This window comes from Pseudofulvimonas gallinarii, assembly GCF_004343305.1.
Classification (GTDB): Bacteria; Pseudomonadota; Gammaproteobacteria; order Xanthomonadales; family UBA2363; genus Pseudofulvimonas; species Pseudofulvimonas gallinarii.
Window position 1 is genome coordinate 99,692 of the sequence record NZ_SMAF01000009.1, and the last position, 26,860, is coordinate 126,551.

24 protein-coding genes are annotated in these 26,860 nt (G+C 63.6%); 7 read left to right on the plus strand and 17 right to left on the minus strand.

Features of this window, described 5'->3' with window-relative positions:
• Window positions 1-8: 8 nt before the first annotated feature.
• From EDC25_RS08215 to EDC25_RS08230, 4 genes are all read left to right on the plus strand, one after another.
• The gene (locus tag EDC25_RS08215; RefSeq protein WP_123520747.1) at window positions 9-1,463 is read left to right on the plus strand and encodes a UbiA family prenyltransferase; all 1,455 of its coding nucleotides are present in this window, start codon (window positions 9-11) and stop codon (window positions 1,461-1,463) included.
• On the plus strand, window positions 1,460-2,776 hold the full coding sequence (locus EDC25_RS08220; protein ID WP_123520746.1) for an FAD-binding oxidoreductase: 1,317 nt from the start codon (window positions 1,460-1,462) through the stop codon (window positions 2,774-2,776). The genes EDC25_RS08215 and EDC25_RS08220 overlap by 4 nt, the downstream gene beginning before the upstream one ends.
• Complete coding sequence (locus EDC25_RS08225; RefSeq protein WP_123520745.1) at window positions 2,776-3,513, plus strand: SDR family oxidoreductase; 738 nt, start codon at window positions 2,776-2,778, stop codon at window positions 3,511-3,513. Before EDC25_RS08220 ends, EDC25_RS08225 begins: the two co-directional genes overlap by 1 nt.
• Before the next feature lie 209 nt (window positions 3,514-3,722).
• A complete protein-coding gene (locus tag EDC25_RS08230; RefSeq protein ID WP_123520744.1) occupies window positions 3,723-5,651 on the plus strand; it encodes a dienelactone hydrolase family protein in 1,929 nt (642 codons plus the stop codon).
• A 48-nt stretch (window positions 5,652-5,699) separates the two neighbouring features.
• On the opposite strand, the gene EDC25_RS08235 is transcribed toward EDC25_RS08230, so the two are convergent.
• From EDC25_RS08235 to EDC25_RS08295, 13 genes are all read right to left on the minus strand, one after another.
• Window positions 5,700-6,446, minus strand: coding sequence for a methyltransferase domain-containing protein (locus EDC25_RS08235; RefSeq protein WP_123520743.1), 747 nt, complete (start codon window positions 6,444-6,446; stop codon window positions 5,700-5,702).
• Between the two features lie 172 nt (window positions 6,447-6,618).
• Window positions 6,619-6,984 carry an EamA family transporter gene (locus EDC25_RS08240; protein ID WP_123520742.1) on the minus strand — a complete coding sequence of 122 codons (366 nt, stop codon included), beginning with the start codon at window positions 6,982-6,984 and terminating at the stop codon, window positions 6,619-6,621.
• 32 nt (window positions 6,985-7,016) lie between these two features.
• Entirely contained in the window at window positions 7,017-8,891 is a 1,875-nt protein-coding gene (gene asnB, locus EDC25_RS08245) for an asparagine synthase (glutamine-hydrolyzing) (protein WP_132577405.1), read from the minus strand.
• Between the two features lie 6 nt (window positions 8,892-8,897).
• Window positions 8,898-9,965 carry a glycosyltransferase family 2 protein gene (locus EDC25_RS08250; protein ID WP_240639555.1) on the minus strand — a complete coding sequence of 356 codons (1,068 nt, stop codon included), beginning with the start codon at window positions 9,963-9,965 and terminating at the stop codon, window positions 8,898-8,900.
• Window positions 9,962-11,512 carry a glucosyltransferase domain-containing protein gene (locus EDC25_RS08255; protein WP_164483863.1) on the minus strand — a complete coding sequence of 517 codons (1,551 nt, stop codon included), beginning with the start codon at window positions 11,510-11,512 and terminating at the stop codon, window positions 9,962-9,964. The genes EDC25_RS08250 and EDC25_RS08255 overlap by 4 nt, the downstream gene beginning before the upstream one ends.
• 77 nt (window positions 11,513-11,589) lie before the next feature.
• Window positions 11,590-12,006, minus strand: coding sequence for a GtrA family protein (locus EDC25_RS08260; RefSeq protein ID WP_123520739.1), 417 nt, complete (start codon window positions 12,004-12,006; stop codon window positions 11,590-11,592).
• The gene (locus EDC25_RS08265; RefSeq protein WP_123520738.1) at window positions 12,003-12,947 is read right to left on the minus strand and encodes a WxcM-like domain-containing protein; all 945 of its coding nucleotides are present in this window, start codon (window positions 12,945-12,947) and stop codon (window positions 12,003-12,005) included. The genes EDC25_RS08260 and EDC25_RS08265 overlap by 4 nt, the downstream gene beginning before the upstream one ends.
• Window positions 12,944-13,903, minus strand: a complete 960-nt coding sequence (locus EDC25_RS08270; protein WP_123520737.1) for a glycosyltransferase — start codon at window positions 13,901-13,903, stop codon at window positions 12,944-12,946. Before EDC25_RS08270 ends, EDC25_RS08265 begins: the two co-directional genes overlap by 4 nt.
• Window positions 13,903-14,994 (minus strand): DegT/DnrJ/EryC1/StrS family aminotransferase, encoded by a 1,092-nt coding sequence (locus tag EDC25_RS08275; protein WP_240639553.1) that lies wholly within the window; start codon window positions 14,992-14,994, stop codon window positions 13,903-13,905. Before EDC25_RS08275 ends, EDC25_RS08270 begins: the two co-directional genes overlap by 1 nt.
• A gap of 103 nt (window positions 14,995-15,097) precedes the next feature.
• Entirely contained in the window at window positions 15,098-15,817 is a 720-nt protein-coding gene (locus tag EDC25_RS08280) for a class I SAM-dependent methyltransferase (protein WP_123520736.1), read from the minus strand.
• A 131-nt stretch (window positions 15,818-15,948) separates the two neighbouring features.
• Window positions 15,949-17,115, minus strand: a complete 1,167-nt coding sequence (locus EDC25_RS08285) for a cystathionine gamma-synthase (protein ID WP_123520735.1) — start codon at window positions 17,113-17,115, stop codon at window positions 15,949-15,951.
• A 30-nt stretch (window positions 17,116-17,145) separates the two neighbouring features.
• Entirely contained in the window at window positions 17,146-18,513 is a 1,368-nt protein-coding gene (locus EDC25_RS08290) for a pyridoxal-phosphate dependent enzyme (protein WP_123520734.1), read from the minus strand.
• 392 nt (window positions 18,514-18,905) lie between these two features.
• Entirely contained in the window at window positions 18,906-19,127 is a 222-nt protein-coding gene (locus EDC25_RS08295) for an HP1242/YdcH family protein (RefSeq protein WP_123520733.1), read from the minus strand.
• A gap of 440 nt (window positions 19,128-19,567) precedes the next feature.
• Here EDC25_RS08295 and EDC25_RS08300 point away from each other — a divergent pair, with 440 nt between their 5' ends.
• From EDC25_RS08300 to EDC25_RS08310, 3 genes are all read left to right on the plus strand, one after another.
• A complete protein-coding gene (locus EDC25_RS08300) occupies window positions 19,568-20,668 on the plus strand; it encodes a PilT/PilU family type 4a pilus ATPase (RefSeq protein WP_123520732.1) in 1,101 nt (366 codons plus the stop codon).
• Window positions 20,669-20,932: 264 nt separating this feature from the next.
• On the plus strand, window positions 20,933-21,889 hold the full coding sequence (locus tag EDC25_RS08305) for a helix-turn-helix transcriptional regulator (protein ID WP_240639558.1): 957 nt from the start codon (window positions 20,933-20,935) through the stop codon (window positions 21,887-21,889).
• A 359-nt stretch (window positions 21,890-22,248) separates the two neighbouring features.
• Window positions 22,249-23,142 carry an AEC family transporter gene (locus EDC25_RS08310; protein WP_132577406.1) on the plus strand — a complete coding sequence of 298 codons (894 nt, stop codon included), beginning with the start codon at window positions 22,249-22,251 and terminating at the stop codon, window positions 23,140-23,142.
• A gap of 331 nt (window positions 23,143-23,473) precedes the next feature.
• Here the strand turns inward: EDC25_RS08310 and EDC25_RS08315 are convergent, their stop codons facing one another.
• The 4 genes from EDC25_RS08315 to ltrA form a co-directional block, all read right to left on the minus strand.
• On the minus strand, window positions 23,474-24,163 hold the full coding sequence (locus EDC25_RS08315) for a hypothetical protein (protein ID WP_123520729.1): 690 nt from the start codon (window positions 24,161-24,163) through the stop codon (window positions 23,474-23,476).
• 73 nt (window positions 24,164-24,236) lie between these two features.
• Window positions 24,237-24,434: an HNH endonuclease signature motif containing protein gene (locus tag EDC25_RS15130; RefSeq protein WP_341802779.1), complete on the minus strand. Its 198-nt coding sequence runs from the start codon at window positions 24,432-24,434 to the stop codon at window positions 24,237-24,239.
• Complete coding sequence (locus EDC25_RS15025) at window positions 24,341-24,634, minus strand: hypothetical protein (RefSeq protein ID WP_240639552.1); 294 nt, start codon at window positions 24,632-24,634, stop codon at window positions 24,341-24,343. The genes EDC25_RS15130 and EDC25_RS15025 overlap by 94 nt, the downstream gene beginning before the upstream one ends.
• The gene (gene ltrA, locus EDC25_RS08320) at window positions 24,586-25,932 is read right to left on the minus strand and encodes a group II intron reverse transcriptase/maturase (protein WP_240639551.1); all 1,347 of its coding nucleotides are present in this window, start codon (window positions 25,930-25,932) and stop codon (window positions 24,586-24,588) included. Before ltrA ends, EDC25_RS15025 begins: the two co-directional genes overlap by 49 nt.
• Window positions 25,933-26,860 lie beyond the last annotated feature (928 nt).

The window sequence follows — 26,860 nt, forward strand, 5'->3', positions numbered from 1 at the left end:
TCGCCTGCATGCATCCATCGTCCGAACCGACGCCATCCACCGGGAACCGCCCGCGTCCGCTGGTCGTGGATCTCGATGGCACGCTGGTGCTCGGCGACACGCTGCACGAATCACTGCTCGGCCTGCTGCACGCGGCACCCGTCAATGCCCTGCTTCTGCCAGCATGGCTGCTGCGCGGCAAGGCCGGCTTCAAACGTGCGCTCGCGGCGCGTCATAGGGTTGATCCGGGCACGCTGGCCTACAACCAGCCGCTGCTGGAATGGATCCGATCCCAGCGCGAGGAACGACAGGTCGTGCTCTGCACTGCGGCCGATGCCGCCATCGCGCAGGCGGTCGCCGCTCATCTGGGGCTTTTCGATGCGGTGATCGCCAGCAACGGCCAGGACAACCTGTCGGCCGGACGCAAGGCCGACGCGCTGGTGGCACGCTACGGCGAGCGCGGCTTCGACTACGTCGGCAACGACGCCGCCGACCTGCCGGTCTGGCAACGCGCGCACTCGGCCATCCTCTGCAATGCCACGACGAGCGTGAGTCGCGCTGCGCTGGCGCACGGCAACGTCGTGCACGAGATTGCGCCGCGCACCGGCACCTCCATCGCCTGGCTGCGGGCGCTGCGCCTGCACCAATGGGCGAAGAACCTGCTGCTGTTCGTGCCGCTGTTGACGGCGCACCTGGTATTCGAACCGGCCGCGCTGGCGAAGGCAACGCTTGCCTTCGTCACGTTCTGCCTGTGTGCCTCGGGCGTGTATCTGCTCAACGACCTCGCCGACCTGGCGGCCGATCGCCGCCATCCGCGCAAGCGCCTGCGCCCGTTCGCCGCCGGGCAGCTTTCTGCGCTGGCTGGATCCGGTGTCGCCCTGGCGCTGCTGGCCAGCGCGTTCGCGCTGGCGATCGCGACCTTGCCGTTGGCCTTTGTCGTCGCCCTGGCCGCCTATTTCCTGCTGACCTGTGCCTATTCGCTGCGCCTCAAGCGCGTGGAGATCCTCGACGTGGTGGTCCTCGCGGCGCTCTACACCGCGCGGATCATCGCCGGTGCGCTGGCGCTGCAAGTCGAGCTTTCGTTCTGGCTGCTGGCGTTCTCGATGTTCCTGTTCCTGTCGTTGGCGCTGCTCAAGCGACATACCGAACTGGGCGCAGTCGCCGAGCTGGGCGAGGCACATGTGAGCGGACGCGGCTACCGCGTCAGCGACCTGCCGCTGGTCGCGATGCTGGGCGTGACCGCGGGATACGCCTCGGTGCTGGTGTTCGCGCTCTACATCAACAGCCCGGCCAGTGCCGCCCTGTACGCGCGGCCGACCCTGCTGTGGCTGCTGTGCCCGCTGCTGCTGTTCTGGATCGGGCGCGTATGGCTGCTCAGCCATCGCCGCCGCATGCATGACGATCCACTCGTGTTCGCACTGACCGATCCGGCCAGCCTGCTGGTCCTGGTCGCTGCGCTGGTGACCGTCGGCGCGGCGATATGAACGACACCGGCATCGGCTGGGGTCGCCATCCGCGCCTCCCGCCAGCGCGGCAGGTCGTCTTGCGCGACCGTAACGCCGCTCTGCCGCAGACATCGACGACGCTGCTGCCGCATGGCCTGGGCCGCAGTTATGGCGACAGCTGCCAGAACGGCGACGGTACCCTGCTACTCACGCGCGGCCTCGACCGCTTCATCCACTTCGATCGTGAAGCCGGCGTCCTGGCCTGCGAGGCCGGCGTCAGCCTCGACGAGATCCTGAGACTGGTCGTTCCGCACGGCTGGTTCCTGCCGGCGGTGCCCGGCACGCGCTTCGTTACCGTCGGCGGCGCGATTGCCAATGATGTCCACGGCAAGAACCATCATCGCGCTGGCAGTTTCGGACGGCATGTGCGCCGCTTCGAACTGCTGCGCAGCGATGGCCGTCGCCTCGTCTGTTCGCCGGAGGAAAACACCGGGCTGTTCGAAGCCACCATCGGCGGCCTCGGCCTCACCGGACTGATGACCTGGGCGGAAATCAGGCTGGCCCCCATTCCCGGTCCCTGGATGCAGGTCGAGCATGTCCGTTTCGCGGGCCTCGACGAGTTCTTCGCCCTCAGCGAGGCATCGGCGAACAGCCACGAACACAGCGTGGCGTGGATCGACTGCCTGGCGCGCGGCAACAAGGCCGGGCGCGGCATATTCAGCCGGGCGAATTTCGTCGCCGATTCACGACCTGCGCGGCAGTTGGCGCCGCCACGGCTGGCGGTGCCCTTCACGCCGCCCGTGCCGATGATCGGGGGCCTCGGCGCGCGCTTCTTCAACGGCGCCTGGTACCGCCGGCCGTTGCGGCGCCCGCGGCGACAGCCCTATGCCCCGTTCCTGTTCCCGCTCGACGGCATCGCCGAGTGGAACCGCCTGTACGGACCACGCGGCTTCCTGCAGCACCAGTGCGTCATCCCGCCGGAATCGGAACGCGACGCCGTGCAGGAACTGTTGCACGCGGTGGCGTCGGCCGGCAGCGGTTCCTTCCTCGCCGTGCTGAAGCGATTTGGTGACCTGCCGTCGCCCGGCCTGCTCTCGTTCGCACGTCCGGGAACGACCCTGGCACTGGATTTCCCCAATCGCGGCGACGCGACCTTGTCCCTGCTGGATCGCCTGGACGGCGTCGTCGCCGCCGCCGGCGGTGCCGTGTATCCGGCAAAGGATGCGCGCATGTCGGGCCGCCATTTCCGGCAATTCTTCCCGCGCTGGCCGGCGTTCGACCAGCTACGCGACCCGGCCTTCTCCTCCAGCTTCTGGCGCCGTGTGATGACCGGTTCCGGCAGGATGCAATGATGAAAAAGATCCTCGTCATCGGTGCCACGTCGGCGATCGCGGAATCCTGCGCACGACTGTGGGCCCAGCGCGGCGATGCCCTCTATCTGCTCGGCCGCGACAAGGCACGACTGCGGGCCATTGCCGACGACCTGCGCGCGCGCGGCGCCGCCGAAGTCGCGATGGCGACGCTCGATGTCCGGGACAGGCCTTCGCATGTTTCCGCGATTGAACAGGCGCGCACGGCCATGGCCGGCGTGGACATCGCACTGCTGGCGCACGGAACGCTTCCGGATCCGGGCGAGTGCGACCGCGACCTTGCTACCGCGATGGATGCATTCGACACCAACGGCACCGGCACGATCGCATTGATGCATCGGCTCGCCGCGCTGCTCGAGCTACAGGGCAGCGGCCATCTCGCCGTGATCGGTTCCGTGGCCGGTGATCGGGGACGCGCCAGCAATGCGATCTATGGCGCCGCCAAGGCCGCGGTGGAAACCTATGCCAGCGCGTTGCGACAGCGGCTGGGCCGACGCGGCATCCAGGTGCTCACCATCAAGCCGGGGTTTGTCGATACACCGATGACTGCCCGCTTCCGCAAGAGTGCGCTCTGGGCATCGCCATCGCGTGTTGCCGCCAGCATCGTGCGCGCGATCGACCGCGATCGCGCCGTCATCTACGTGCCGTGGTTCTGGCGCCCGGTCATGGCGATCATCCGCGCGCTTCCCGAGTTCGTCTTCAGGCGCATGAAATTCTGAGACGTCGATGCGGCGACGCACACGCCGAACACAGGGGTTGCGTTGACCCGGCGCTTTTCGTTACAACGTGACCACCTCACGTTGACATATCCTGTAATTTGCCATCTGTCCTGAACGACGTTCAGGTCGATCCGTGACCTAATTCGCATCACCGGCTTCCGGCAGTGCTGCCAGGCGCGCGCTGCCATACATGCGGAAAAGGAAGGCCCATGCCACTTGCCCTCCGGCTGACAACGCTTGCCCTGCTCTCGCTCTGTGTCGCTGGCACCGCGCCGGCACAGGACACCAGTTCGCCAGAAGGCTTCTGGTATCTCTCGTCGGGAGGGCAACGCCTTGAGATGCAGTTGAATCACGTCGGCGGCAACTGGAACGGCTGGATCCGCGTCGAAGGCGCACCAGGAGCGGCCGACCCCATTGAACTTCTGGAATGGTATCCAGAGACCCGGCGCCTGACCTTCAGATCCAGCCTGCCCGGCGGACTGTACCGCTGGTACCGCGTGCATGTTGTCGAAGGCGTTCTCAAAGGGCGGATTACCGCACCGGTGGCTTTACCGTCACAGCCGGCGATTGCCGCCTTCACCGGTCACATCACCGGCTGGAATGCCACATATCTCGATGCCGGACTGGGGCCTCGCGCCTTCGATCTCGTACTGGACGGACAATATCGCGCTCGACTGCGCATCGACGAAAGCCCGGCGGGCAGCGGCCTGTTCATCGGCACGCTGAAGGTCTATGCAAGCGTGGACCAGGGTGCACTCGACGAAGCCCTGCAATATGACCTGCAGGTCACGCACTGGGACGGCACCCTGCTGCAATTCCATCGCGGCCACACCAGCGACTGGCAGGCCTTTTCCGGCACGGTCGACGGCCGCCGGATCAGCGGCCATTATTTCCAGGCCGGCGATCCTGTGCTGCATCCGTGGCAGGGCACACGCGCCGAAGTGCTCGGACGCGGGGTTGCCCCGCCATCGCCGGTTTCACAGGTCGAGAGCTGGCAGTCGCGGCTGCGAAGCCAGCTTGCCTTGCTCACGATGGCGCGGAATCCGGCACCGCTGGGCATGTCGGTGACGGCACTGCAAAGCAAGCTCCCGCCATTTCCATCGATCGCCATGACGCCACGACGCGACGACAATCCAATGGCGTGGCCACGCGCGTATCGTCTGGAGGAGCTGGCGCTCCAGTTCGAACTTCCCAACCCCTATGGCGCAGACCCGTTGGTGCGCGACGCGCATGCCTGGCTGGCGCGACCCGTGACATCAGCGAACCCGACGAGGGCCGCAGTTGTCGTGCTCAATGGGCACGGCGGCAGCGCCTATTCCATGATGAATCCGGACGATCCCGGTTACTGGTATGGCGAAGCGTTCGCCCGTCAAGGCTATGTGGTATTGGCACTGGATGTATCGCACCGCACGTACGGTGACGATCCGGCCCATGGCAACGTCGCTCATCCGCCCATCGCCGCTCCCGGCTTGGGCACGGACTGGGAAGAGGATGGTGAGCGCGCCTGGACGGCGATGCGTGCGATCGACTACCTGCTGACCCTGCCTGAAGTCGATCCGTCAAAAATCGTCGTCGCGGGCCTGTCCATGGGCGGTGAAGTCGCCTCCATCGTCGGCGCGATGGATGAACGCGTGGCGGCAACCATTGTCGCCGGCTACAGCCCGGACCTGGCCGTGATCCGCCACCGCGACAACCATCCCTGCTGGGAATGGCATCATTCGACAATTACTGAATATTTGGAAATATCCGACTATCTTGCGCTGGTCGCACCGAGGTTGCTTGTCGTCCAGACCGGCGCCATCGATCCGGTGTTTTCCGGTTTCCAGCCGCCGTTCGCATCGGACAAGCAGGTCGTGCGACGCGGCCTTCCCGCCCATTCGGCGCTTGATGGCACTCTGCTTCACCACCTGCACGACAGCGGCCACGCTTTCCGTGTCGGCGATATCGCGGTCGACGGTGCCCCCGCGCCCGGGATCCGGACCGCGACGATCTTCGAGCCGACTTTCCCACTGGATTTGGACTGGCAGGTCGATGCGCAGACCACGGCCTTGGGCATGAACCTGTTCGAGCTGCTGGGGTGGTCCGACGACAGCCTTGAGTTCATCTTCAGCGATGGGTTCGAGCCGGCGACTCCGTGATCGGACGTGAGTCGCCGGCCGCCCATCGCGGTGGGGTTCACTGGTTCCTCAGAACCGGCCGCTGCGCAGCACACGCGCCTTCAGGCGGGCCAGTCCCTGCTGCCAGGCATAGGGCAGACTGGCGACGACGCGACGACGCAGCCGGAACAGCGCCGGGGACGGGTCGGGCACGGCATGGCCATCGCCGATGCGCGTGGCGACGATCGAGCCCGGCAGTCCGGCAATGCGGCTGTCATGCACGTACAGCAGCGTGTTGAACCGGTACCAGAATGGCACCGCGGCATCCGGCAACAACTGCGGCCGAATCGCGTCGAAGGCACGGTAGCCGTGGCGCGCGAATTTTTCCCGCCAGTAGTCCAGCGGCTGCTCGTTGATGTGGTACTCGCCGCCCTGTCCCGGCGGCGCGGCGGAAAACAGGACCACGCCGCTGGCATGGTTGACGAGGTTGGCGACGAACTGGTCGGCACACGCGGCGTCGACATGCTCGGCGACCTCCAGCGATTGCACGAGGTCGAATCGACGCCCGAGGTCCAGGGGGCGTGACAGATCGGCCGCATGGAAGCAGTGTTCGGGGATGAGCAGGTGCTCACGCCGCACGTAGTCGCCATCCGCCCCGTGGATGTCTTCAATGCCGCTTTCACGCCAGGCGGCCAGCCAGGTGCCCGTTGCACAACCGACGTCGAGCACACTGCGCAGCGCCAGCGGCTCGCGCAGCATCGCAGCCACCTTCATCGCCGCGTGCCGCGACGCGCTGGCCGTGTAGTCCATGAAATGCTGGTCGTAGACATGACCCACGATTCAATTCTCCTCTAACGCGGCTTGCCGCAGGCATTGAATGAATGCGCGCCATCGCCCCGTTGATCCGTTCTTGTTGCAACGCATCGGACGACGGCCTGACGGTTGCTGTCGGAAGTCGATGCGTTTCCAGGCGCGTGCCCGGCCAATGGCCTGGGCAGGCGCGGCAGGATCAACGCGTGCATATGAACAATCCGACCGCGATCAGGCCGATACCCAGCCACTTGGTCGGGGAGACATGCTCGCCCAGCACCAGCGCCGCCAGCAGGATCGCCGCGACATACTGCAACGACACCACGATCTGCGCCGCATGCAACTGAAAATGTTTCAGCGCCCAGGCATAGGCCAGGATGCCGAACCCGAAGCAGCCGATGCCGGCGACTGTTTGCCAGGGAAGCAAGCCGAACAGCAGGGGCCGGCCAGCCGGCGTATCGGCGCCCAGTTTCAGCAGCAGGTTGCCGACGGCATTGCCGACGATGACCAGACCCAGTGCCGCGAAGGCGAGCCAGCGCACACCCAGTCCCTGTTCAATGCCCATGATGTTCTCCGCCTTCTCCGCAGGGACGCATGCTACTGCACCGCCTGCGCAGGACGCAGGCCTTCCAGGGCGCGACTGCCGGACAGCATGATCTCGCTCCACAGATACAGGCGATGATCGGCGCTGCCGGCGCGGTGCTCCGCGAGACGACGCGTCCACACATCGGCACGTGGCGCGGGCACCTCCAGTGATTCGCCGATGCGTCCTTCCGCCAGCCAGCGTCCCACCGGCAGCGCAAAGCCCTGCTTGCGCCGGTGCACGATGTCGTGTGGCAACAAGGTCGCGGCGACCTCCTTGAGCAGCCATTTCGTCTGACCGCCCCGCAACTTCAAGGACGACGGCAGGCGGCGCGCGAAGTCAACCAGTTCGATATCCAGGAACGGCGCGCGCACCTCCAGTGAATGCAGCATGCTGGCACGATCGACCTTGACCAGGATGTCGTCCTGCAGATAGAGGTCGACGAAGAAGCTGCTGGCGCGATCGACATCGTCGTCGGAAGGACAGTTCTCCCACGCCTCGATGGCTTCGGAATACACCTCGTCCAACGGCACCGGATCGGCGAACAGCTCGGCCAGATCCATCTCCGATGCCGGTGCCAGCCACACCGGCAGGCGCAACGCGGGCTTGCGGTCGATGCCGCGCAGCAGCCGCTTCAGGCGGAAGTCGAAACTCATGTAGCGATGCGACACGGGCATACGCGATGCCAGCGTACAGATCGCGCGATGCACCGGCCGCGGTACCATCCGCGAATACCAGCGCGCGTAGCGCAGCGCCTTGAAGGGGTCGTAGCCGGCGAACAGCTCGTCGGCGCCATCGCCGCCCAGAGCGACGGTCACCTGTTCACGCGCGAAGCCACACAGCAGCCAGGTCGGCAGGATGGAGGAGTCGGCGATCGGCTCATCAATGCCGGCCAGCAATGCCGGCAGCCTGGCGCGCGCCTCTTCAACACTCAGACGACGCAGCTGATGGTCGGCGCCAATGTGCGCCGCGACGGCACGCGCGGACGCCGACTCGTCGAAACTGGCCTCGTCGAAGCCGATCGAGTACGTCCGCAGCCGTTCGCGGCCCGCCTGCCGCAACGCCACCGCGGCGATGGTGGAGGAGTCGACACCACCACTGAGAAACAGCCCGACCGGCACATCGGCGACCAGGCGGCGGGCGACGGACCGGTCGATCAGGCCGGCCAGTTCTTCCACCAGCGCCGCTGTCGGACGCGATGCCAGCGCGGCATCCGGTTCAACCCGATAGCGCCAGTAGCAATGTTCGGATAGCCGGCCACTTGCCAGGTCCAGACGCAAGGAACAGCCGCCCGGCAACTTGCGCACGCCTTCGACCAGGGTCAAAGGTGCCGGTACGAAGCCATAGGCGAAATACTTGCGCAGCGCGACGCGGTCCAGCGACGACGGCACGTCCGGATGCGCGCGCAGCGCCGACAGTTCGGATGCAAAGGCGAACAGCCCGGGCGCGTGACGGTAGTAGAAGGGCTTCTTGCCGAAGCGGTCGCGCGAACAGAACAGCGTCCGCGCACGGCGGTCGTGGATCACGAACGCCCACATGCCGTTCAACCGTTCGGGCAGCGCGTCGCCCCAGGCGCGATAGCCATGCAACACAACTTCGGTATCGGAGTGGTCACTGCGGAAGACGGCGCCGCCGCGTTCAAGCTCCTCGCGCAATGCCTGGAAATTGTAGATCTCGCCGTTGAAGACAATGGTCAGGTCGCCATCGCTCATGGGCTGCGCACCGCCTTGGACGTCGAGTATCGACAGGCGGCGATGGCCGAGATGGACGCCTTGTGCCCCGTCGATGGCGACGGCCTGCGCATCGGGACCCCGATGCGCCAGGCGTGAAGTCATCCGTTCGATGAGGGCGCGATCACCCCGTCCGACGAAACCGGCGATGCCGCACATCGCGGATCAGGCGCCCTGGGTGCCGACGATGCGGGCAATGCGATAGACGGGTTTCGACTGCGATTCGTGATACGTGCGGTTGATCATCTCCGCCAACAGTCCCATCAGGATGCTGACCACGCCGATCATGAAGGCGAACACGGCCAGCAGTGGCAGCGGCGTCTGGATCAGCGACGTTCCGGCAAACACCTTGAGGCCGAGGGCCCACGACCCCAATCCGAACGACAGAAGGATCGACAGCAGGCCGAAGCCGCCGAACACGTAGATCGGCTTGCTCGAATACTTGAACAGGAATTTCACCACCAGCAGGTCGAGAACGACCTTGATGACCCGCTCCAGTCCGTACTTGGAAACGCCATGGATGCGCGGATGATGGGTCACCGCCATCTCGCCGACGCGCGCACCGTTCCAGGCCGCATAGATCGGCACGAAGCGGTGCATCTCGCCATACAGCTTGACGCCGTCGAGCACTTCTTTGCGGTACGCCTTCAAGGAGCAACCATAGTCGTGGAGATGAACGCCAGACACCCGCGAGATTATCCAGTTTGCGACACGGCTTGGCATATTTCTTCGCAGCGGATGATCCTGTCGCTCCTTCCTCCATCCAGACACCACGTCAAACCCTTCATCCAATTTTTCCAGAAGACGGCCGATGTCTTCCGGATCATTCTGCATGTCCCCATCCATGGGGACCACAATGTCGCCTCGTGAATGATCGAGCCCCGCCATGAGCGCGGCCGTTTGTCCGAAATTGCGACTGAAATGGAGCACCCTGACCTGATCGTCCGAGGCCGCAAGGGTATCCAACAATTGGGCCGAACCGTCACTGCTGCCGTCGTTTACAAAAACAATCTCCCAAGTGCGCCCCAGTGCATCCAACGCATTGCGCGTACGCATGTAGAGATCAAGGATGTTGCCTTCTTCATTGAAGATGGGCACGGTGACGGTTACCTGCACGCCGCAGCCTGAGGAATTGTCTGTCTGGTTGTCCATCGCAGCCACTTGGAAACGTTGTGATTGCCCCCGGGTCGTCCTGCGCTGTGTTTCGACACCGCCCCCCGGGGTGATGCTCATGGCACGTTGAATGGGTAGCCCGGCATATCACCGAGCTTGATCAGTGTATTGCCTTCGTGAACGACTACGCTGCCGGGCGCAGGCCACCTTGGCATCGCGGAAAAAATGCTCAGGTTTGCGCGCCGACGATCAGCACTGGCTTCGACGAGATTGGTGTAACCCAAAAGGCGCATGTAAGAAACCATGCGTAAAAGATTGCCGCCGTCCCACTCGAAAAACGAATAGCCCCAGGTTGATGTCATCGGCCGCACCTGTAGAGGCTGGAAGGGCAGTGCACCATGGATGTCGACGGCATAGATCTTGTGCGAATCGAAACTCTCTTGCACCTCTGCGATGCGGCGGTAAAGGTCCGCCGCCAACTGCCGATCATGATGACGCACGGCCATGTCCACTGACTGCACGAGATTGTTCGCTTGTACCAGTCCCAATAGCGACATCAGTAGGGCTACGACGGAAATCTTCTCCAGCCAGTACTGGCCACTCGTAAGCCCCGCCATCGTGAAGAACCATACCGCGGAAGGAACCGCGACCATCGTTCGAACTGGCATTCCCCCGGAAAGGATATCCAGGGAGAAGGGCACCAGCACTAGCACCCCAATCATTGCCAGAATCACGGCGCGTTTTGCGAAAGAAGGTACGACAGAGATCGTGAGTGCCCCAATCGCAACGATCCCAACAAGGATCAGGAGCGGGAACCCAAGTATGTTCATTCCGAACACGTGGGCGCTGCCGCCGTAAACAGCCGCCATGTTCCGCAGCGCAGCCCTCACCATACCCAGCGGATCCAAAAAGAAATGCCGGATATTCACGATATTCCCAACGTATCCGCCATCGCGAAGGCCAGTGGCGTACAGGAAAATGGAATTCATGATCCAGTAAGTGGCTACTGCCAGGCAAAGGATCAGCATCAGCATGACCAGATCGCGAAGAGGCCTGGATGCCTCCGGCTGCGCCAGCGCTCTGGCAACCAGCAAGCCTAGTCCTAGTGCCGCGCAGGTAATAACAAAGCTCTGATAGATTGAAGTAGCGAGGGCAGCCAGGACGACCGCCCGCATTAGATGCGTCAACGCACCTGCGCTGCGGCTAGTTGTTGCGTCGACATACGACACGAAGGCTCGAGCGAAAAGACAGCAGAACAGCAAAGCAAGCCCTGCGGCGGCGATGTTCGCAGAGAACGCCGCCAAGTGCATCCAGGTCGGAAAGGCCGCGAATACCGGAAACGACAGAACATGAATGACAGCAGGTCGGACCACCCCATGCGCGGACAACAGCACCAGGTACGCAATAGAAGAAAACACCCCGAAAATGAACAGTGCTGCGAAAGGTATCGCAGGGAGCGAGACTACCCAGCGCTCAAACAGATAAGCCCCCCATCGACCCTGCATGAGCCATACCCCAGGATCACTGCGCACCGAAGCAAGCTCATCATCTATCTGAAGAGAATAATTCGCTAGTGCGTGAAAATAGCATAAGGTAAAGATTACAAGGAGCGTCAGCAGGCGTGGCCCGATCCAGATGCGAATCCACTCAGGCCCCTCGCTACACATTCTCATTGCGCACCCCATGGGCGACAGCGAGGCGCCCGCAAACGCCAACCTTTGCGAACACGGAAGGCCTCCAGAATTCAATCTTGCGCCACATGTGGCGCCCTCGTGCCCAGCACCAGCTTGGCAATAAGGTAGTTGAAGGGCAAAAACGCAGCGATAACCACCAGAGCACTGACGCGTGGATCGATACCCACGCCTCGGATCAGTCCATGATTAAGGGCCATGCCAGCCAAAAGTTGTGGCAAGTAAACCAGAGGAAATCGCATGATTCTCTTCCATGTCGGCGGAACCCTGAATACCCAGCGCAGGTTCAGGACCAGACTCACACCAAGCCCACAGAGAAAGGCGAGCACATAGGCCGCGTGGTAACCGATGGCGCGAAGCAGGGTCAGATAAACCGCGTAGGACATTCCGGTATTGACGAGCCCGGTCAGGACAAACCTGATGGCACGCCAAATTTCGGCGCACAGTTTCGCATTGAAATCCGGAGTCACGCCTGCTCCATGGTCTCTCGGTAGTAGTCATAGTCCCTGATATAGTCTTCCGGATCATAGTGTTCGGAAGCAAAGACAAGCAGCAGGGCATCGGGTGAATATTTATATTGGATACCCCAGGTCATGGGTGGCAGCAAGAGACCGATATCGGGCCGATCCAATCGAATCTCGCGACGTTGCCGGGCGTCATCGACCACGACGGCGCAGCTTCCACGAACACAGATCAGGAACTGACTGCAACGCCAGTGAGCGTGCTCGCCGCGAACCTCCCTGCTTGGAACATCGTAGACCATGAACGCACGCTTCACTTCGAAGGGCACGTGCAGACCAAACTCTACCGCCGAAAGACTGCCCCGAAGGTCGCGTACATTCGGAAGGCGATACAGACTGGCCCCATTTACGCCCAAGTCGACAGTCTGGTCATTCCCCAACTCATCAAACCCTCGGACCGAATCGGCGCTCGCCGCCTGACCTGTGGCGTAACCGACAATTCGCGCCGGGTTGCCCACGACGACGGCGTTCGGCGGCACCGACTTGGTCACGACAGAACCCGCACCAACCATCGCATTGGAACCGATGACCACGCCTGGAAGTATGGTCGCATTGGCCCCTATGGAAGCCCCTCTTCGCAATGTCGTCACCGGATAGCCAGCAAGATGCTGTCTGCTTCTAGGAAAAGGATCGTTGCAGAAGGTCGCGTTTGGACCGATGAACACGTCATCTTCAACAACCACTCCATCCCACAACTGCACGCCGCACTTGACCGTCACCCGGTTCCCAACTACTACACCGCTCTCTATGAAGACGTTATCGCAAATGTTGCAATCCGTACCGATGCGCGCACCTTCAAGCACGTGTGCAAAGGCCCAGATGCGGCTGCGTGCCCCGATATGGACAGACTCGCACAGCGCGGCGGGGTGACAGTAGTATTCCGAACTCACATTGACTCCTCCGTACCCGGAGCTTCCCGCCCCCTGAATACCTCGTGTGAGCGGATCACCGATAACGCCCGCCCCTTGGTGTTTTCATAAGCCCGCCACGCATAGATACCAACAATGCCAAGACCCAGGGCGTTTAGTCCTCCAAATCCGAGCAGGACGATAAGCGTTGCCGTATAGCCCGGCACATCGATAATTCCAATCAGCCTCGATACCATTGCAACGACGGTTAGGATCAGTGCACCTGCAAGGGACAGCATCCCGAGTCCAACCAGAAGGCGGATCGGCAGATCTGAAAATGCAAACAGGCTGTCCAACAGGTAGTCGAGCTTGCGCCGAAATCCCCACGCACTCTTTCCTTCCAGTCGCGGCAGTCGTTCGTATTCAACCCCCACCCTGCGGAATCCCAACCAGAAAAGTTGCGCAACGAGCGAGCTTCGCGCCTCCCTCATCGCCAGCAGCTGGTCGCGAACAGCCCGGTTGAAGGCGAATATGTCAACACCCCCCGGCGGGATCTCTGGCATCACCAGTTTTCGATATGCGCGCCAAAACATGCCCGACAGCAGGCGCGTCAGCCATGGATCGCTCCGTCCGCGTCGAACACCCACCACTACATCAACATCGCCGGCTTGCAGCCTCTGATGAAATCGCACGATAAGCTCGGGGGGCTCCTGCAGATCTGCCGCCATAACGGCAAAATGGTCACCGGAAGCCATCTCGAGACCTGCCCTGATGGCAGCAAAGGAACCGAAGTTTCTACTCAGATCTACCAGACAGGCCTGGAATCCGTACTCTGGCAGGCGACAGGCCAATTCACGCGAGCTGTAGTCGGGACTCCCATCTACAACGAAGACTGCTTCGAACCCACCTTCGATCCGGCTGCGGATTTGGGCAATCGCATCAAGGAGCCGTGGAATCGATTGCTCATTACGATAGACAGGAATGATAAGTGAGAACATCAAGGACTCCACGCTCGGATGGCGTCGGCTACTTGCTCAACCTCACCGTCGTCCATCCACGGATGACAGGGAATTGTGACGACTTCCTGACATACGCGTTCGGTGACCGGTAGCCGAACTCCATTGAAGCGACCATTCCAAACAGGCTGCCGGTGATCCGGACAAGGATAGTGAATGTCACTGGCCACTCCGTGGCTTGCCAGATGCGCCTGAAAGGCCTCACGATGATTGGAGCGCAGAACACAAAGATGATGTACATGCGCTTCGCCCTCATCATCTTGGAACACCAGCCCGGAATGGGGGACACCTCGGTAGTAGCTGGCAATCGCCCGTCGGCGCGCATTTTGCTGATCCAGCGCGGGGAGTTTCGCCAAAAGAATCGCAGCCTGCAATTCGTCCAACCGACTGTTCCGCCCACCCGGTTCGACCGCGTAGTATTTGCCGCGCCAGCCGTACTGGCGGAGCGAGCGGGCCCTGTCCATGAGTGTCTTGTCGGCGCCAACAACTGCCCCACCGTCCCCGCAGGCGCCCAGGTTCTTGGTGGGATAAAAACTGAAAGCAGCCAGGTCACCCCAACTGCCTGCGCGCTTTCCATCGCGTTGCGCCCCGTGTGCCTGCGCGCAGTCCTCGATTACAGCCCAACCCCGGGAGCGCGCCACATTGAGTATCGCCGGCATATCCGCCAACAATCCATACAAATGGGTAACGACAACTGCACGAACCGTTTCCCCGGACAGCGTCGCGAGTGAATCCGGATCCATGAGGAGGGTGCCGGGGTTTATATCGCAATAGACAGGAGTGCATCCGGCGGCAACAGCAGCTGTGGCTGCATACATGCCGGCGTTTGCAACCATTGCCACGCCATCGCCTGGACCCAGGCCCAGGGCCCGCATGGCAATCTCCAGCGCATCCGTCCCATTACCAACCCCTGTCGCGAAATCAACGCCGCAGAAGCCGGCGAAGCGCGACTCGAAGTCTGCCACCGACGGGCCGAGCACATACCATCCTGATTCGATGACCTGTCGGGCAGCGACAGCAATGATAATTGCGTCCTGGTCCGCGGCACGTTTGAGGTCATTCAAAGAAATCACGATATCCCCACCTGTTTTAACTGCCCGCTGACGGGGCGGCGCAAGTATTAACAACACAACCCGGAATCATGTACGCGCTGCGCGAGCAAGGCAGTCCGCACTTTCACGAATCTACTGCGGCACGAGGATAGATTGAATCAGTAACGTCAGCCGGCACCAGATCCCAGCGCAACCGCGTCCGGTCATAGTCACCCACCTTGCGGGCGATGATCGCTATGCCCTGATGCATCTCGAAAAGGTGCATGGGTCGCGTGGCCGCGTCACGCACGAGCGAGAACATCCTGGCGGGCAAACCTTCCGACACGGTAACCACTTCAAAACCGGTAACCGGGTTGAACATGCAGTGTGCGCTGTGATGCAGGAATCGCCAGAAATCCCATGGCAACTCGTGTGTAATCCAAGCCGGATGAGTCGCCACAAACACATGGCCTCCCGGCTTCAGGATTTCGTTGATCTCCATGGCGGCTTTCCAAGGAAACATCAGGTGCTCAAAAACCGATATGGAGTAGACGAAATCAAAACGCTTCTCGGGGAATGCCTTGCCCAACTGATGAGCATCCGAAACAACATCGACATACTCCCCTGGATGAATGTCCACGCCAGTGTAGTCGGTGACGCCAGGAAAACGTTCGCGGCCATTGTGGCCTGAAACATTGCGCGAGCCGATTTCCAGTACCGCCGGATTGGTCGAATCAAGAACCATCTGCCGGAATTGGGCAAATGTCCGATGGTACGGATCATCTCCCGCAGCTTTGCGCCGCAATCCCTTCAGCAGCCAGTTGGCCAACCGTAAACGAACCTGATCCATTTTTTCCACGCTCACCGCTTATCTCCCAGACGCCACTTTATATGGTCACGCTTATGCCTTGCCGCGCCATCGACATCGACGGGGTCCCGTCCGATGACACTGTGGGAAACCATGGGTGGAACCCTCACCGGCAAGGGGACCGCCCCTCAGCCCCGCAACGCCGCGTCGAGCTCGGCGCGCAGGTCTTCCAGGTCCTCGACGCCGACCGACAGGCGCACCAGGTTGTCGGCAATGCCCAGTTCGGCGCGGCGCTCGGGCGGCACGCTGGCGTGGGTCATGATCGCCGGATGGTTGATGAGGCTTTCGACACCGCCCAGCGACTCGGCCAGCGCGAACAGCCGGCAGCGTTCCATCATCCGCACGGAAGCCTCGCGACCACCCTTGACGTAGACGCTGATGATGCCGCCGAAGCCGGCCATCTGCCGCTTCGCCAGCTCATGCTGCGGATGTGAGGGCAGCCCCGGATAGATCACCTTGTCGACACCCGGATGGCCGTCGAGCCATTGCGCCAGCGCCATCGCGTTCTCGCAGTGCGCCTTCATGCGCAGGTGCAGGGTCTTGAGGCCGCGAAGCGCCAGGAAGCTGTCGAACGGTCCCTGCACGCCGCCAACGGCGTTCTGCAGGAAGGTGAGCTGTTCTTCCAGTTCGCTGTCGTCGCCGACGACGAGCATGCCGCCGACAATGTCGGAATGGCCGTTGAGGTACTTGGTTGCCGAATGCATGACCAGGTGCGCGCCCAGTTCCAGGGGCCGCTGCAGCACCGGCGTGGCGAAGGTGTTGTCGACGGCCAGCCGGATGCCGCGCTTGCGCGCGAATTCAGCCAAGGCGGCGATGTCGAGCACCTTGAGCATCGGATTGGTCGGTGTCTCGACCCAGATCAGGCGCGTCTCCGGACGCACGGCCGCTTCCAGCGCGGCGCGGTCACCGAGGTCCACGAAGCTGAATTCCAGCCCGGCGGAGCGCTTGCGCACGCGTTCGAACAGTCGATACGTACCGCCGTAGACGTCATCCATGCAGATGACGTGGCTGCCACTGTCGAGCACATCCAGCACCGTCGACGTGGCCGCGAGTCCGGAGGCGAAGGCGTAGCCGCGGCGGCCGCCTTCGAGGTCGGCGACGCAGCGCTCCCAGGCGAAACGCGTCGGGTTGTGGCTGCGCGAGTATTCGAAGCCCTGGTGCACGCCCGGGCTGGACTGCACGTAGGTGGATGTCGCGTAGATCGGCGTCATCACTGCGCCGGTAGTCGGGTCGGGGGACTGCCCGGCGTGGATGGCGCGGGTACCGAGGCCCAGGTTTGCGTCGTGCTGGCTCATGAGGTCGATGCTTGCAGGAAGGGGTAAGGATCAATGCACGCGGCGGCGCAGGTAGTTGAGCAGATCGATGCGCGTGATCAGGCCGAGGAAGCGCTCGCCATCCATGACGATGGCGACCAGGCCGCGATCGAAGACCGGCAGCAGCTTTTCGACCGGCTCGTCGACCTGCAGCTTTTCCAGCTTCGTCGCCATCGCCGTCGAGACCGGGTCGCGGAAGCGCGACTCGTCGCCGTAGACGTGCATCAGCACGTCCGATTCGTCGAGGATGCCGACCAGGTCATCGCCCTCCATCACCGGCAGCTGCGAGATCTCGTACAGCTTCATGCGCTGGTAGGCCGTGACCAGCAGGTCGTTCGGACCGATCACCACGGTGTCGCGCTGCTGGAACGGCCGCATGATCAGGTCGCGCAGGTCGCCGGTGGGCTGGCGCTCCAGGAAGCCGTTGTCCAGCATCCAGTAGTCGTTGTACATCTTCGACAGGTACTTGTTGCCGGTATCGCAGACCAGCGTCACCACGCGCCTGGGCTGCGTCTGCTCGCGGCAGTAGCGCAACGCCGCGGCGACCAGCGTGCCGGTCGAGGAACCACCGAAGATGCCCTCCTTCGCCAGCAGCTCGCGCGCGGTCAGGAAGCTCTCCTTGTCCGGAATCGCGTAGGCCTTTTTCACCCGCGTGAAGTCGGAGATGCTGGGCAGGAAATCCTCGCCGATGCCTTCGACCATCCACGAGGCCGACTTGTCGCTGAGCGTGCCCTCGTTGATGTATTCGGCGAGGATCGAGCCGACCGGGTCGGCCAGGATGAATTCAACATCCGGCGCGGTCTGCGCGAAGTACTTCGACAGGCCACTGAGCGTGCCCGAGGAGCCGCAGCCGAGGATGATCGCGTCCATGCGGCCGTCCATCTGCGACCAGATCTCCGGACCGGTGCTTTCGATGTGCGCGCGCGGATTGTCGGGATTGCCGAACTGGTTGATGAAGTAGGCGCCCGGCGTTTCGCGGGCGATGCGCTCGGCGAGATCCTGGTAGTAGTCCGGATGGCCCTTGGCGACGTCGGAGCGCGTCAGCACCACCTCGGCGCCCATGGCCTTGAGATTGAAGATCTTCTCGCGGCTCATCTTGTCCGGGACGACCAGGATCAGGCGGTAGCCCTTCTGCTGCGCGACCAGGGCCAGGCCCAGGCCGGTGTTGCCGGCAGTGCCTTCGACCAGCGTGTCCCCGGGCTTGATGCGGCCTGCCTTCTCGGCCGAATCGATCATCGACAGACCGATGCGGTCCTTGATCGAGCCGCCGGGATTGGCGCTTTCCAGCTTGAGGAACAGTTCGCAAGGACCGGTGTCGAGCTGCCGCACGCGCACCATGGGCGTGTTGCCGATCAGCTCCAGGACGCTGTCGTGGATCATCGTGGTTCCGGAATTGGGGTTGGCCGGGGCCCGGTCCACGCATCGCGGACTGGACGGATCGCCGCCATTGTAGTCCGGAGCACTCGCGCCGCGCCGGTCGGGCGCTCCGGCGAAATGCAAAGTGCCGTTCGCGGACCTGTGATCGAGCCAGCGGCGGCCAGGGTGCCGGGCTCGGTCCGAGCGGGACCAAGGGCGCCGGACGAGTGCCCATGAGGCACCGCGGGATTTCTTGTGCGGCGGCGCGCACGCACGCCGGTTGCGTCCCGAACCTCGATTGCCAGGTCCCGCGCTCGGAACTGGGGCGGCTCACCAGGCCAGGCCCACCGCCCCGGAGGGCGGGAGGAAGCGGCGCTTTCAGCGACCTCGCTTCGACCCGCCCAGCTGCCCGGCCGTCAGGCCGTGGCGCGTTGAGTTTCGAAGATCTGGGTCAGGCGGTCCTTGGCCCAGAGTTTTTCCTTCTTCATCTGGATCAGCGTGACATCGTCGATCGGCAAGACCCCGAGCTCGGCATCCAGAACCTTCTTGTCCAGCTCGCGGTGGCGCTGGTAGAGCGTGCGGAACTCGGGGTTGTCCTTGATCAGGGATTCGATCTCACTCTGCTGCTGTTCGAACATCGATACTCTCCTTCTCGCTGCTTCAAGCCGGTCAGGGTGGACCGGCACACAGGCGCGACCCGGGAGGCGGCACGCCGCCCGGGTACGCATGACAACAAAGGGGGTCGCGGCCGCAGCCTGCGCTGGAGAGGGGAATCGACATCGCCCGGACCGCCGTGGTGGCGGCGCCCCACACTCCATCGCTCGGGCAGGTCCCGCGACAAGGGGGCTGCGATGTGGAGTTCCAGCGTTTCATTCGGTCACCAGTGGACTGCACTTCCACGGCAAACCCAACCTACTCCTTTCGCCTGCATCACACAAGCCTGTGTTAAATCATGTTTAACCGTAAAAACAAGGCTTTACGAGCGCAACGGGACGGCCGGGAGCGAAATTTCCGAATTCAGTTATGATCGACGCCTGCCGGTTTCACCGGCCGGCTTCGTTTGCCAGGGGGAAGTGCGATGGATGTCGATCCGTATCTGCGGTTGATGGTGGACAAGGGAGCGTCGGACCTGTTCCTGAGCGTCGGGGCGCCGCCCTACCTCAAGGTCGAAGGCCGCATGCGCGCCGTCGGCTCCACTTCCCTGAACGCCGCCGCCGTCGAAGCCTTCGCCAACGCGCTGATGGACGACATGCAGGCCGCCGAGTTCGAGCGCGCCTGGGAAATGAACCTGGCGGTGAGCCGGCCGCAGATCGGCCGCTTCCGCGTCAACATCTTCCGCCAGCGTGCCGAAGTCGCGATCGTCATCCGCAACGTCAAGACCGAGCTGCCGCGCATCGAGCACCTGGGCCTGCCGCCGCTGCTGCGCGACCTGGTGATGCGCCCGCGCGGCCTGATCGTCGTCGCCGGCGCCACCGGTTCGGGCAAGTCCACCACGCTCGCGGCGATGATCGACCACCGCAACGAAAGTTCCAGCGGCCACATCCTCACCATCGAGGATCCGGTCGAGTTCCTGCACAAGCACAAGCGTTCGCTGATCAACCAGCGCGAAGTCGGCTTCGACACCCACAGCTACCACTCGGCCCTGCGCAACGCCATGCGCGAGGCACCGGACGTGATCATGATCGGCGAGATCCTGGATCGCGAGACCATGGAGGCGGCGCTGTCGTTCGCCGAGACCGGCCACCTGTGCCTGACGACGCTGCACGCCAACAACGCCGACCAGACCATCGACCGCATCCTCAGCTTCTTCCCCGAGAGCACCAAGAACACGACGCTGATGAACCTGTCGATGAACATGGTGGCGATCGTGTCGCAGCGCCTCACCGTCGGCGTCGATGGCCGCCGCGTGCCGGCGGTGGAAGTGCTGATCAATACGCCGCTGACCCGCGACATCATCCGCCACGGCCGCCTCAACGAGCTCAAGGACGCCATGGAGCGCAGCCTCGAGAACGGCATGCAGAGCTTCGACCAGGCGCTGTACCGCCTTTACCAGGAACGCCGCATCAGCCAGGAGGAAGCGCTGGCGCACGCCGATTCGCGCGAAGGCCTGGCCCTGCGCATGCGACTGGCGGAAGGCTCGGCACTGGGCAGCGAGACGGCCGAGGAAGCGATGTACTGACGGCGACGGCGCGGGCGAGATTCGCCTCCGCGCCAGCGGGATCCGCCCTGGTGCCGGCGCCGGGGTCGTCACATCGCCGCCGTAGCGGCCGCAGGATGGAACATCGCGGCAGGAACCGCGCATCGGCACCGGTGGACCCGTTACAGTCCGCCTGTCCCCAACGCCGCAAGCAATGACATGAGCCAGAGCAGCGACCATGACGACGCCACTGGCGCGACCCGGCCACGCAAGCCGCGCGCCGAAACCAGCCGCCAGGAACGGATCATGGCCCTGCACCGCAAGCTGCGGGCGGCGCGTCGGCCGATTCCGATCGATACGCTGCGCGAGGAACTGGGTTGTTCGCGCGCCACCATCTACCGCGACCTCGGCTACCTGCGTGATGCCCTGGGTGCGCCGATCATCCTCGGCGGCGAACCCAGCTCCGCGCGCTACGTCGAAGCCGGCGGCGAACGCTTCGAGCTGCCCGGCCTGTGGCTGTCCAGCGAGGAACTGCATGCGCTGGTGGCGCTGTACGAGATGGCGTCGCGCAGCAGCGGCGCCGGTCCGCTCAACGAGGCGCTGACGCCGCTCAAGGCGCGCATCGAACACCTGCTGTCGGTCGAGTCCGGCCGCAGCGGCGGCTGGCCCGAAGGCCGCATCCGCGTCGTCGCCTCGGCCGCGCGCCGTCTCGACGAGGCGGTGTTCCGCAGCGTCGCCACCGCGACCCTGGAGCGGCGCCGCCTCTCCTTCCATTACGACGCCCGCAGCACCGGACGTGGCAGCGAACGCGAAGTGTCGCCGCAGCGGCTTGTGCATTACCGGGACAACTGGTACCTCGATGCCTGGGACCATGGCCGCGAAGCGCTGCGCAGTTTCGCGGTCGATCGCATCCGCGCGCCGCAGATCGGCCGGGATGCCGCGCTCGAAGTCGATCCGGCCACGCTCGACGCGCATGTGGTGGCTGGCTACGGCATCTTCTCCGGCCCCACGCGCGCGGTCGCGGTGATCCGCTTCTCCGCCCGCGCGGCGCGCTGGGTTGCCGACGAGCGCTGGCATTCGCGCCAGGAAGGCCAATGGTTGCCGGACGGGCGTTACGAACTGCGCCTGCCTTACAGCAATTCCCGCGAACTGCTGGGCGACGTTCTGCGCTACGGCGGCGATGCGGAAATCATCGAGCCGCTGCCCCTGCGCGAGGAAGCCAAGAGCACGCTGCACCTGGCCCTGGCCAACTACAGCGACTGACTGCGCCGGCGCGGCGCCGGTCCGTGCGACATCGGGGCTGCACCCTTCAGCCATGCGCGCGCAGGCTGGCGCCCCCGGCGATGCCTTGCCCGGGCATGCCGGACGGCATCCGTGTGATCGAACAACATCACACCGGACGTGCGAGGGGCCGAGGCCGGCGACATGGCCTTCCGCACGTCCCGACCCGCAATGCCGTCGTGCTGGCGGCGAGCGACGAGGTTTCGCGCCGCATGGCGCTGTCGCGGCCCGGCTTTGGCGCGACAATCCGCCCGCCGGCCTGCCCAGCGCAGGCGGCACACGTCCCGCCTGACAAGCCGCCATGACGCCCCCACGCCGATTCCCGCTGCCGAACGACTGCCGTGATTGAAATTCCCGCCATGCTGGTTGCGGTCGCAGGCGGCTGGTTGTGCCGTCGTCGCCAGTGGCTGTCGGTGCGCTGGGCCGACCGCCTCAACCGCGCCGTGCTCTGGATCTGCCTGCCGGCGCTGGTCCTCGCCCGCGTGCCCGGCCTGGAACTGCGCGCGGAGCTGCTGGTCCTGGCCGTGATGCCCTGGCTGCTGACCGGTATCGCGGCGACCGCCGTGCTTGCCAGCGGCCGACTGCTGGGCTGGCCGCGCCCCGTGACCGGCGCCGTGCTGCTGGCGATGCTCGGCAACACGTCGTTCCTGGGCTTCCCGCTGATCGACACCCTGCTTGGCCCGCAGGCCGTGCAACTGGCGGCCGTGTACGACCAGTTCGGCACCTTCCTGCTGCTGTCCAGTTACGGCGTGCTGGTGCTGGCGATCTACGGCGGCCAGTCACGGCCCACGTTCGCGGGCGCCTTCAACCGCCTGGTCCGTTTCCCGCCCTTCCTCGCGCTGCTGCTGGCCTTGCTGTTGCCGGGGCCGCTGCCGCCAACGCTACGCAGCGTGTTCGAACTGCTGGCCATGCCGCTGCTGCCGATGGTGGCCTTCGCCCTGGGCCTGCACCTGCGACTGCGACTGCCCGAAGGCCGGCGCGGACCGCTTGGCGTCGGACTGGCGATCAAGCTGCTGGCCATGCCGGCCATCGCCACGGCCCTGCTCATGGCGTGGCCGCCGGGGCCGGATGTGTTTCGCGTCGCCGTGCTGGAAGCGGCGATGCCACCCATGTTCACCGCTGGCGCCATGGCTGTCGCGGCCCGCCTGGAACCGGAGCTGAGTTCGGCGCTGGTCGGCTACGGTCTGTTCGCCGGCGTCGCCACCGTCTGCGTCTGGGCCTGGTGGCTGGGCTGAGGGATCCGCGCCGTCGCGGTCGCTGAGACATCGGCGCCGCAGGCTGCCCACGTCATCAACCACGCGTGGAGCAGGCCATGATTTCCGTCTTCGAACGCTTCTTCGACCGCCTTTCGTTCCGGCACCGCATGCTGCTGGCCTGGGCGGGACTGGGTGGAATGCTTCAGCTGTGCCTGCCCGCGCTGCACGCCGGCCACGTCTCGCTCTGGCTGTGGTGGCTGCCGCTGACGGCGCTGGGCCTGGATCTGCTGGTGCTGACCACGCGATCCGACGAGCCGCCGTCCATCACGCGTATGCGGCGCCGCCCGCGCCGCGCAGCGGCCGGCCGGATTCAGTCGCGCCCGGCCGGCGCCGTGGCGGGCGTCACTGTCCGTGCGACAAGGCCACCCAAGGGACTGAGCGTCACTTCGTATTCGACGCCTTCGCGCATCGGCAGGTAGGCGCCGCTGCCATATTCGGTATCGACGAACGGCAGCCATTTCGGATAGGCGCGGGCGAGCTGCCACAGGTCCAGCGCACCATCGCCGGCCAGGTCATGGGCCGAACGTGACCGCGATCGTTCCAGTTCGATGTCGCGATAGCGGCCGCTGAGGCGGTCGATCTTGTACACAGGGTCCAGGCCGGCGATCACCGCGTACGGCCGCCATTTGAGTACGCGCGCATCAAGCTGCCATTCGTCGCCGGCCAGCGCCAGTTCGAGCTGGCGGCCGTCGGCGAGCCGCAGGTGCGCCAGCCATTGCTGGTCGCCGGACCGCGCGAAACTCAGGCGGGCGACCGGCACTTCGCTGGTCAGGCGGTCGTAGCCATGCAGTGCCAGTCCGAAGAACGCCGATCCAGCCGCAGCCAGTGCCAGCACCGTACTGAGCGCGAGCCGGTTGAGGGTGCGCAGCGGCCGCCTTGCCCGCGCGGCCTTCACCAGTGACGACAGCGCCCACAACGCCAGCAGCGCGAGGACGACCGCGACACCGACGAGGGCGCCGAACAGTCCGAACGTTCCCGTTAGGTGGGTGGGAGGACTCACTTGCGTGAGCCCTCCCCCCTAAGAACCGTGCGTGCGAGTTCCCTCGCACACGGCTCAAGCCTGTCGTAACCCCCTATGGCGGGGGCGGCTTTACAACGGTCAGTCCAAGTTGGTGAACGCTGGTATGGCATACAGGGTGAAATAGTACCCGGTTGCCGAGCGTGTGCGGTCCCCCCATCACCCGTGGGATGATGTGGTGATCGTGCCACCCGGTTTCCGCGGTGATCGCACATCCGCATACTGCACATCGGCCGTGTTGCGAGCGGTACAGGGCGCTCCACTGTGCCCGGTGCCGTCTGCTTCCAGCAGGCGGCGTTGGCGCAGCGTTTCCCCGTACTGCTCATCGGCTGGGTCGAAGGGGTTGAAGTTCCCTTTGACCTTGACGTGTCGCTTGATCGCGGTGTCGGCCAACCGGTGCAGCGTCAGCGTCTGCCGCGTGCCGTCGTCCTTGACGTGATCGGCGGAAAACACCCATTCCGAACGCCGATGGCTGGAAAATACTTCTCCTTGATCCACCGGGCGTTCTTCTTCGAATGCCGCCGTTTTGACCAGCGCCACAGCGCGCGAAAGATCAGGTGATCCATGCGGCTGTAGGCGGCCTTCGCCACGACCGGGCGATGATAGTTCGCCCAGCCTCGCAACATCGGGTTCAACACACGGACCAGGTCCGCCTGTCTTACCGTCTTGCGATTGCTGATTGCTTCCTTCACCTTGCGATAGAACGCCTTGACGTTCTTGGTGCTCGGTTTGATGAGCAGTTTTCCCCCGTACTGGCGGAAGTTCCAGCCCAGGAAGTCGAAGCCTTCGTCGATATGCACGATCCGAGTTTTTTCCTCGGAAAGTCGCAGACCTCGCTGGGCGAGGAACGCTTCCACCCAAGGTCGGACCTCTGACGCCAACAAGTCTTCCGACTCGCCGGTGATCACGAAGTCGTCCGCGTACCGCACGACGTTGACTTTCAGCTTCGCGGCTTTTGTCGAGCCAAGCCGCGAACGTAGATGCGCGATCAGCTTCGATTCCAGACCGTTCAGTGCGACGTTGGCCAACGTTGGACTGATGATTCCGCCTTGTGGCGTGCCTTCATCTGTTGGCGCCAATCGACCCTTGTGGACCACTCCGGCCTTCAACCATTTCCTGAGCACCTCGGCATTTGTGGGGACATGCCGGAGCAACCAGTCGTGGCCGATGTGATCGAAGCACCCTTCAATGTCCGCCTCCAGCACCCACCGGGCCGAAGCCTTCAGGGAAAGAGATACGAACAGTTGAGACATGGCGTCGTGCGTCGACCGGTTGCGACGAAAGCCGTAGCTGTTTGCGTCGCTGATCGATTCGCTGACCGGCTCCAGCGCCAACAGATACAGCGCCTGCATGGCCCGATCCAACATCGTCGGGATGCCCAGCGGGCGTTGCTTGCCATTGGCCTTGGGAATGAACACGCGGCGTAGCGGCATTGGCCGATAACCTCGTGTCTGTAGCCGATTGATTGCTGCCAATTTTGTCTTGGGTGTGGTCCACAGTTCCTTGTCTATTCCAGACGTTCTGCTTCCTTGATTTTCCGTTACCCGTCGTACCGCCGATGCCTTGGCGGAGAACGAGCGGGTCAGCATCCGTTGCAGGGCTTTCACCCGGCGCCAGTTGCTTTCTTGTATCGCCTTCACGATACGGACTTGCGTAGCTCGCACGTTCCGTTCAACCCGCCGCCAGTCGATGGCGTGCCAGTTGTCGGGCGCGTGGGAGTGCGCAGACACCGTGTTCGGGTGCTCTCTCATGCTTCACTCCTTGGGTTGGACCCAACGAGGACGCACGTTCCCCTGCGGGGGCGTGTGCCCCCGTAGGGTGTGATACCTGCCCCCAGAGGGTCAGGTTTCGAGCCGAGACAAGTGTCTCGTGATCGCAGACCAGCAGGAAGTGGGCTTATCCGCTTCGTTACAAAGCGGCATTTGCTTTCTCCTGCCTCCTTTACCCCGATGCCCAACAGCGTTGCTTGCGGTCGGCCTGCCCGGAGGGCGGACATAGGGGCTTACCACGTTCCTTCTTCATCACATGACTGACACAGGGCCCTTCTTTTCGCCGGAGATCATTGTGGTGACGTAACCCGTCCATGCAGCGGGTTAACCGACCTCCTCACATGCCCAGCCAGCTTGCATGTGTCACTCTTTACGACGTTTATCAAAGGTTCAGATATCTTGCCCAGATTCAGCCGGTCTGGCCCCTGACACCTCTGCTGCTGAGGTGCTTCCACGTCTCGACTCGCGACTCGACGGCCCACTGGGGGAGGCTTTGTCAGATGAGCTTCGCACCCACCGATTACTCGGTACGCACGTCATCCTAGACCACTGTTGGTCACACAACAGGTTCCACTACCCAACATCCTGCCGGGTGGAACAATGATGAAGAAGACACTGATCCGTGCCTGACAATTCGGCGCATCGCGCACCGAAGCGGTTGATTTTGCAGGGACCCGGCCGGGCCAGGGGGACATTCCATGACCACAACAACCCTGCCGTTGCGGAGGAGTTGAGGCAGTCTGTCTCAAACTCCGCACTGCAAGTTTTGATGTGACGTCACCCCGCAGGGTGTTGTCGTTGATGCCGAGTTACTCATCAGTCAGAAATATAGGCGACACTTGGATGCCCGAAGAACGAGCGCACCAGGTCGGGCCGGAGCTTGATGTCGGACAGTTGCGCATGGACCCGA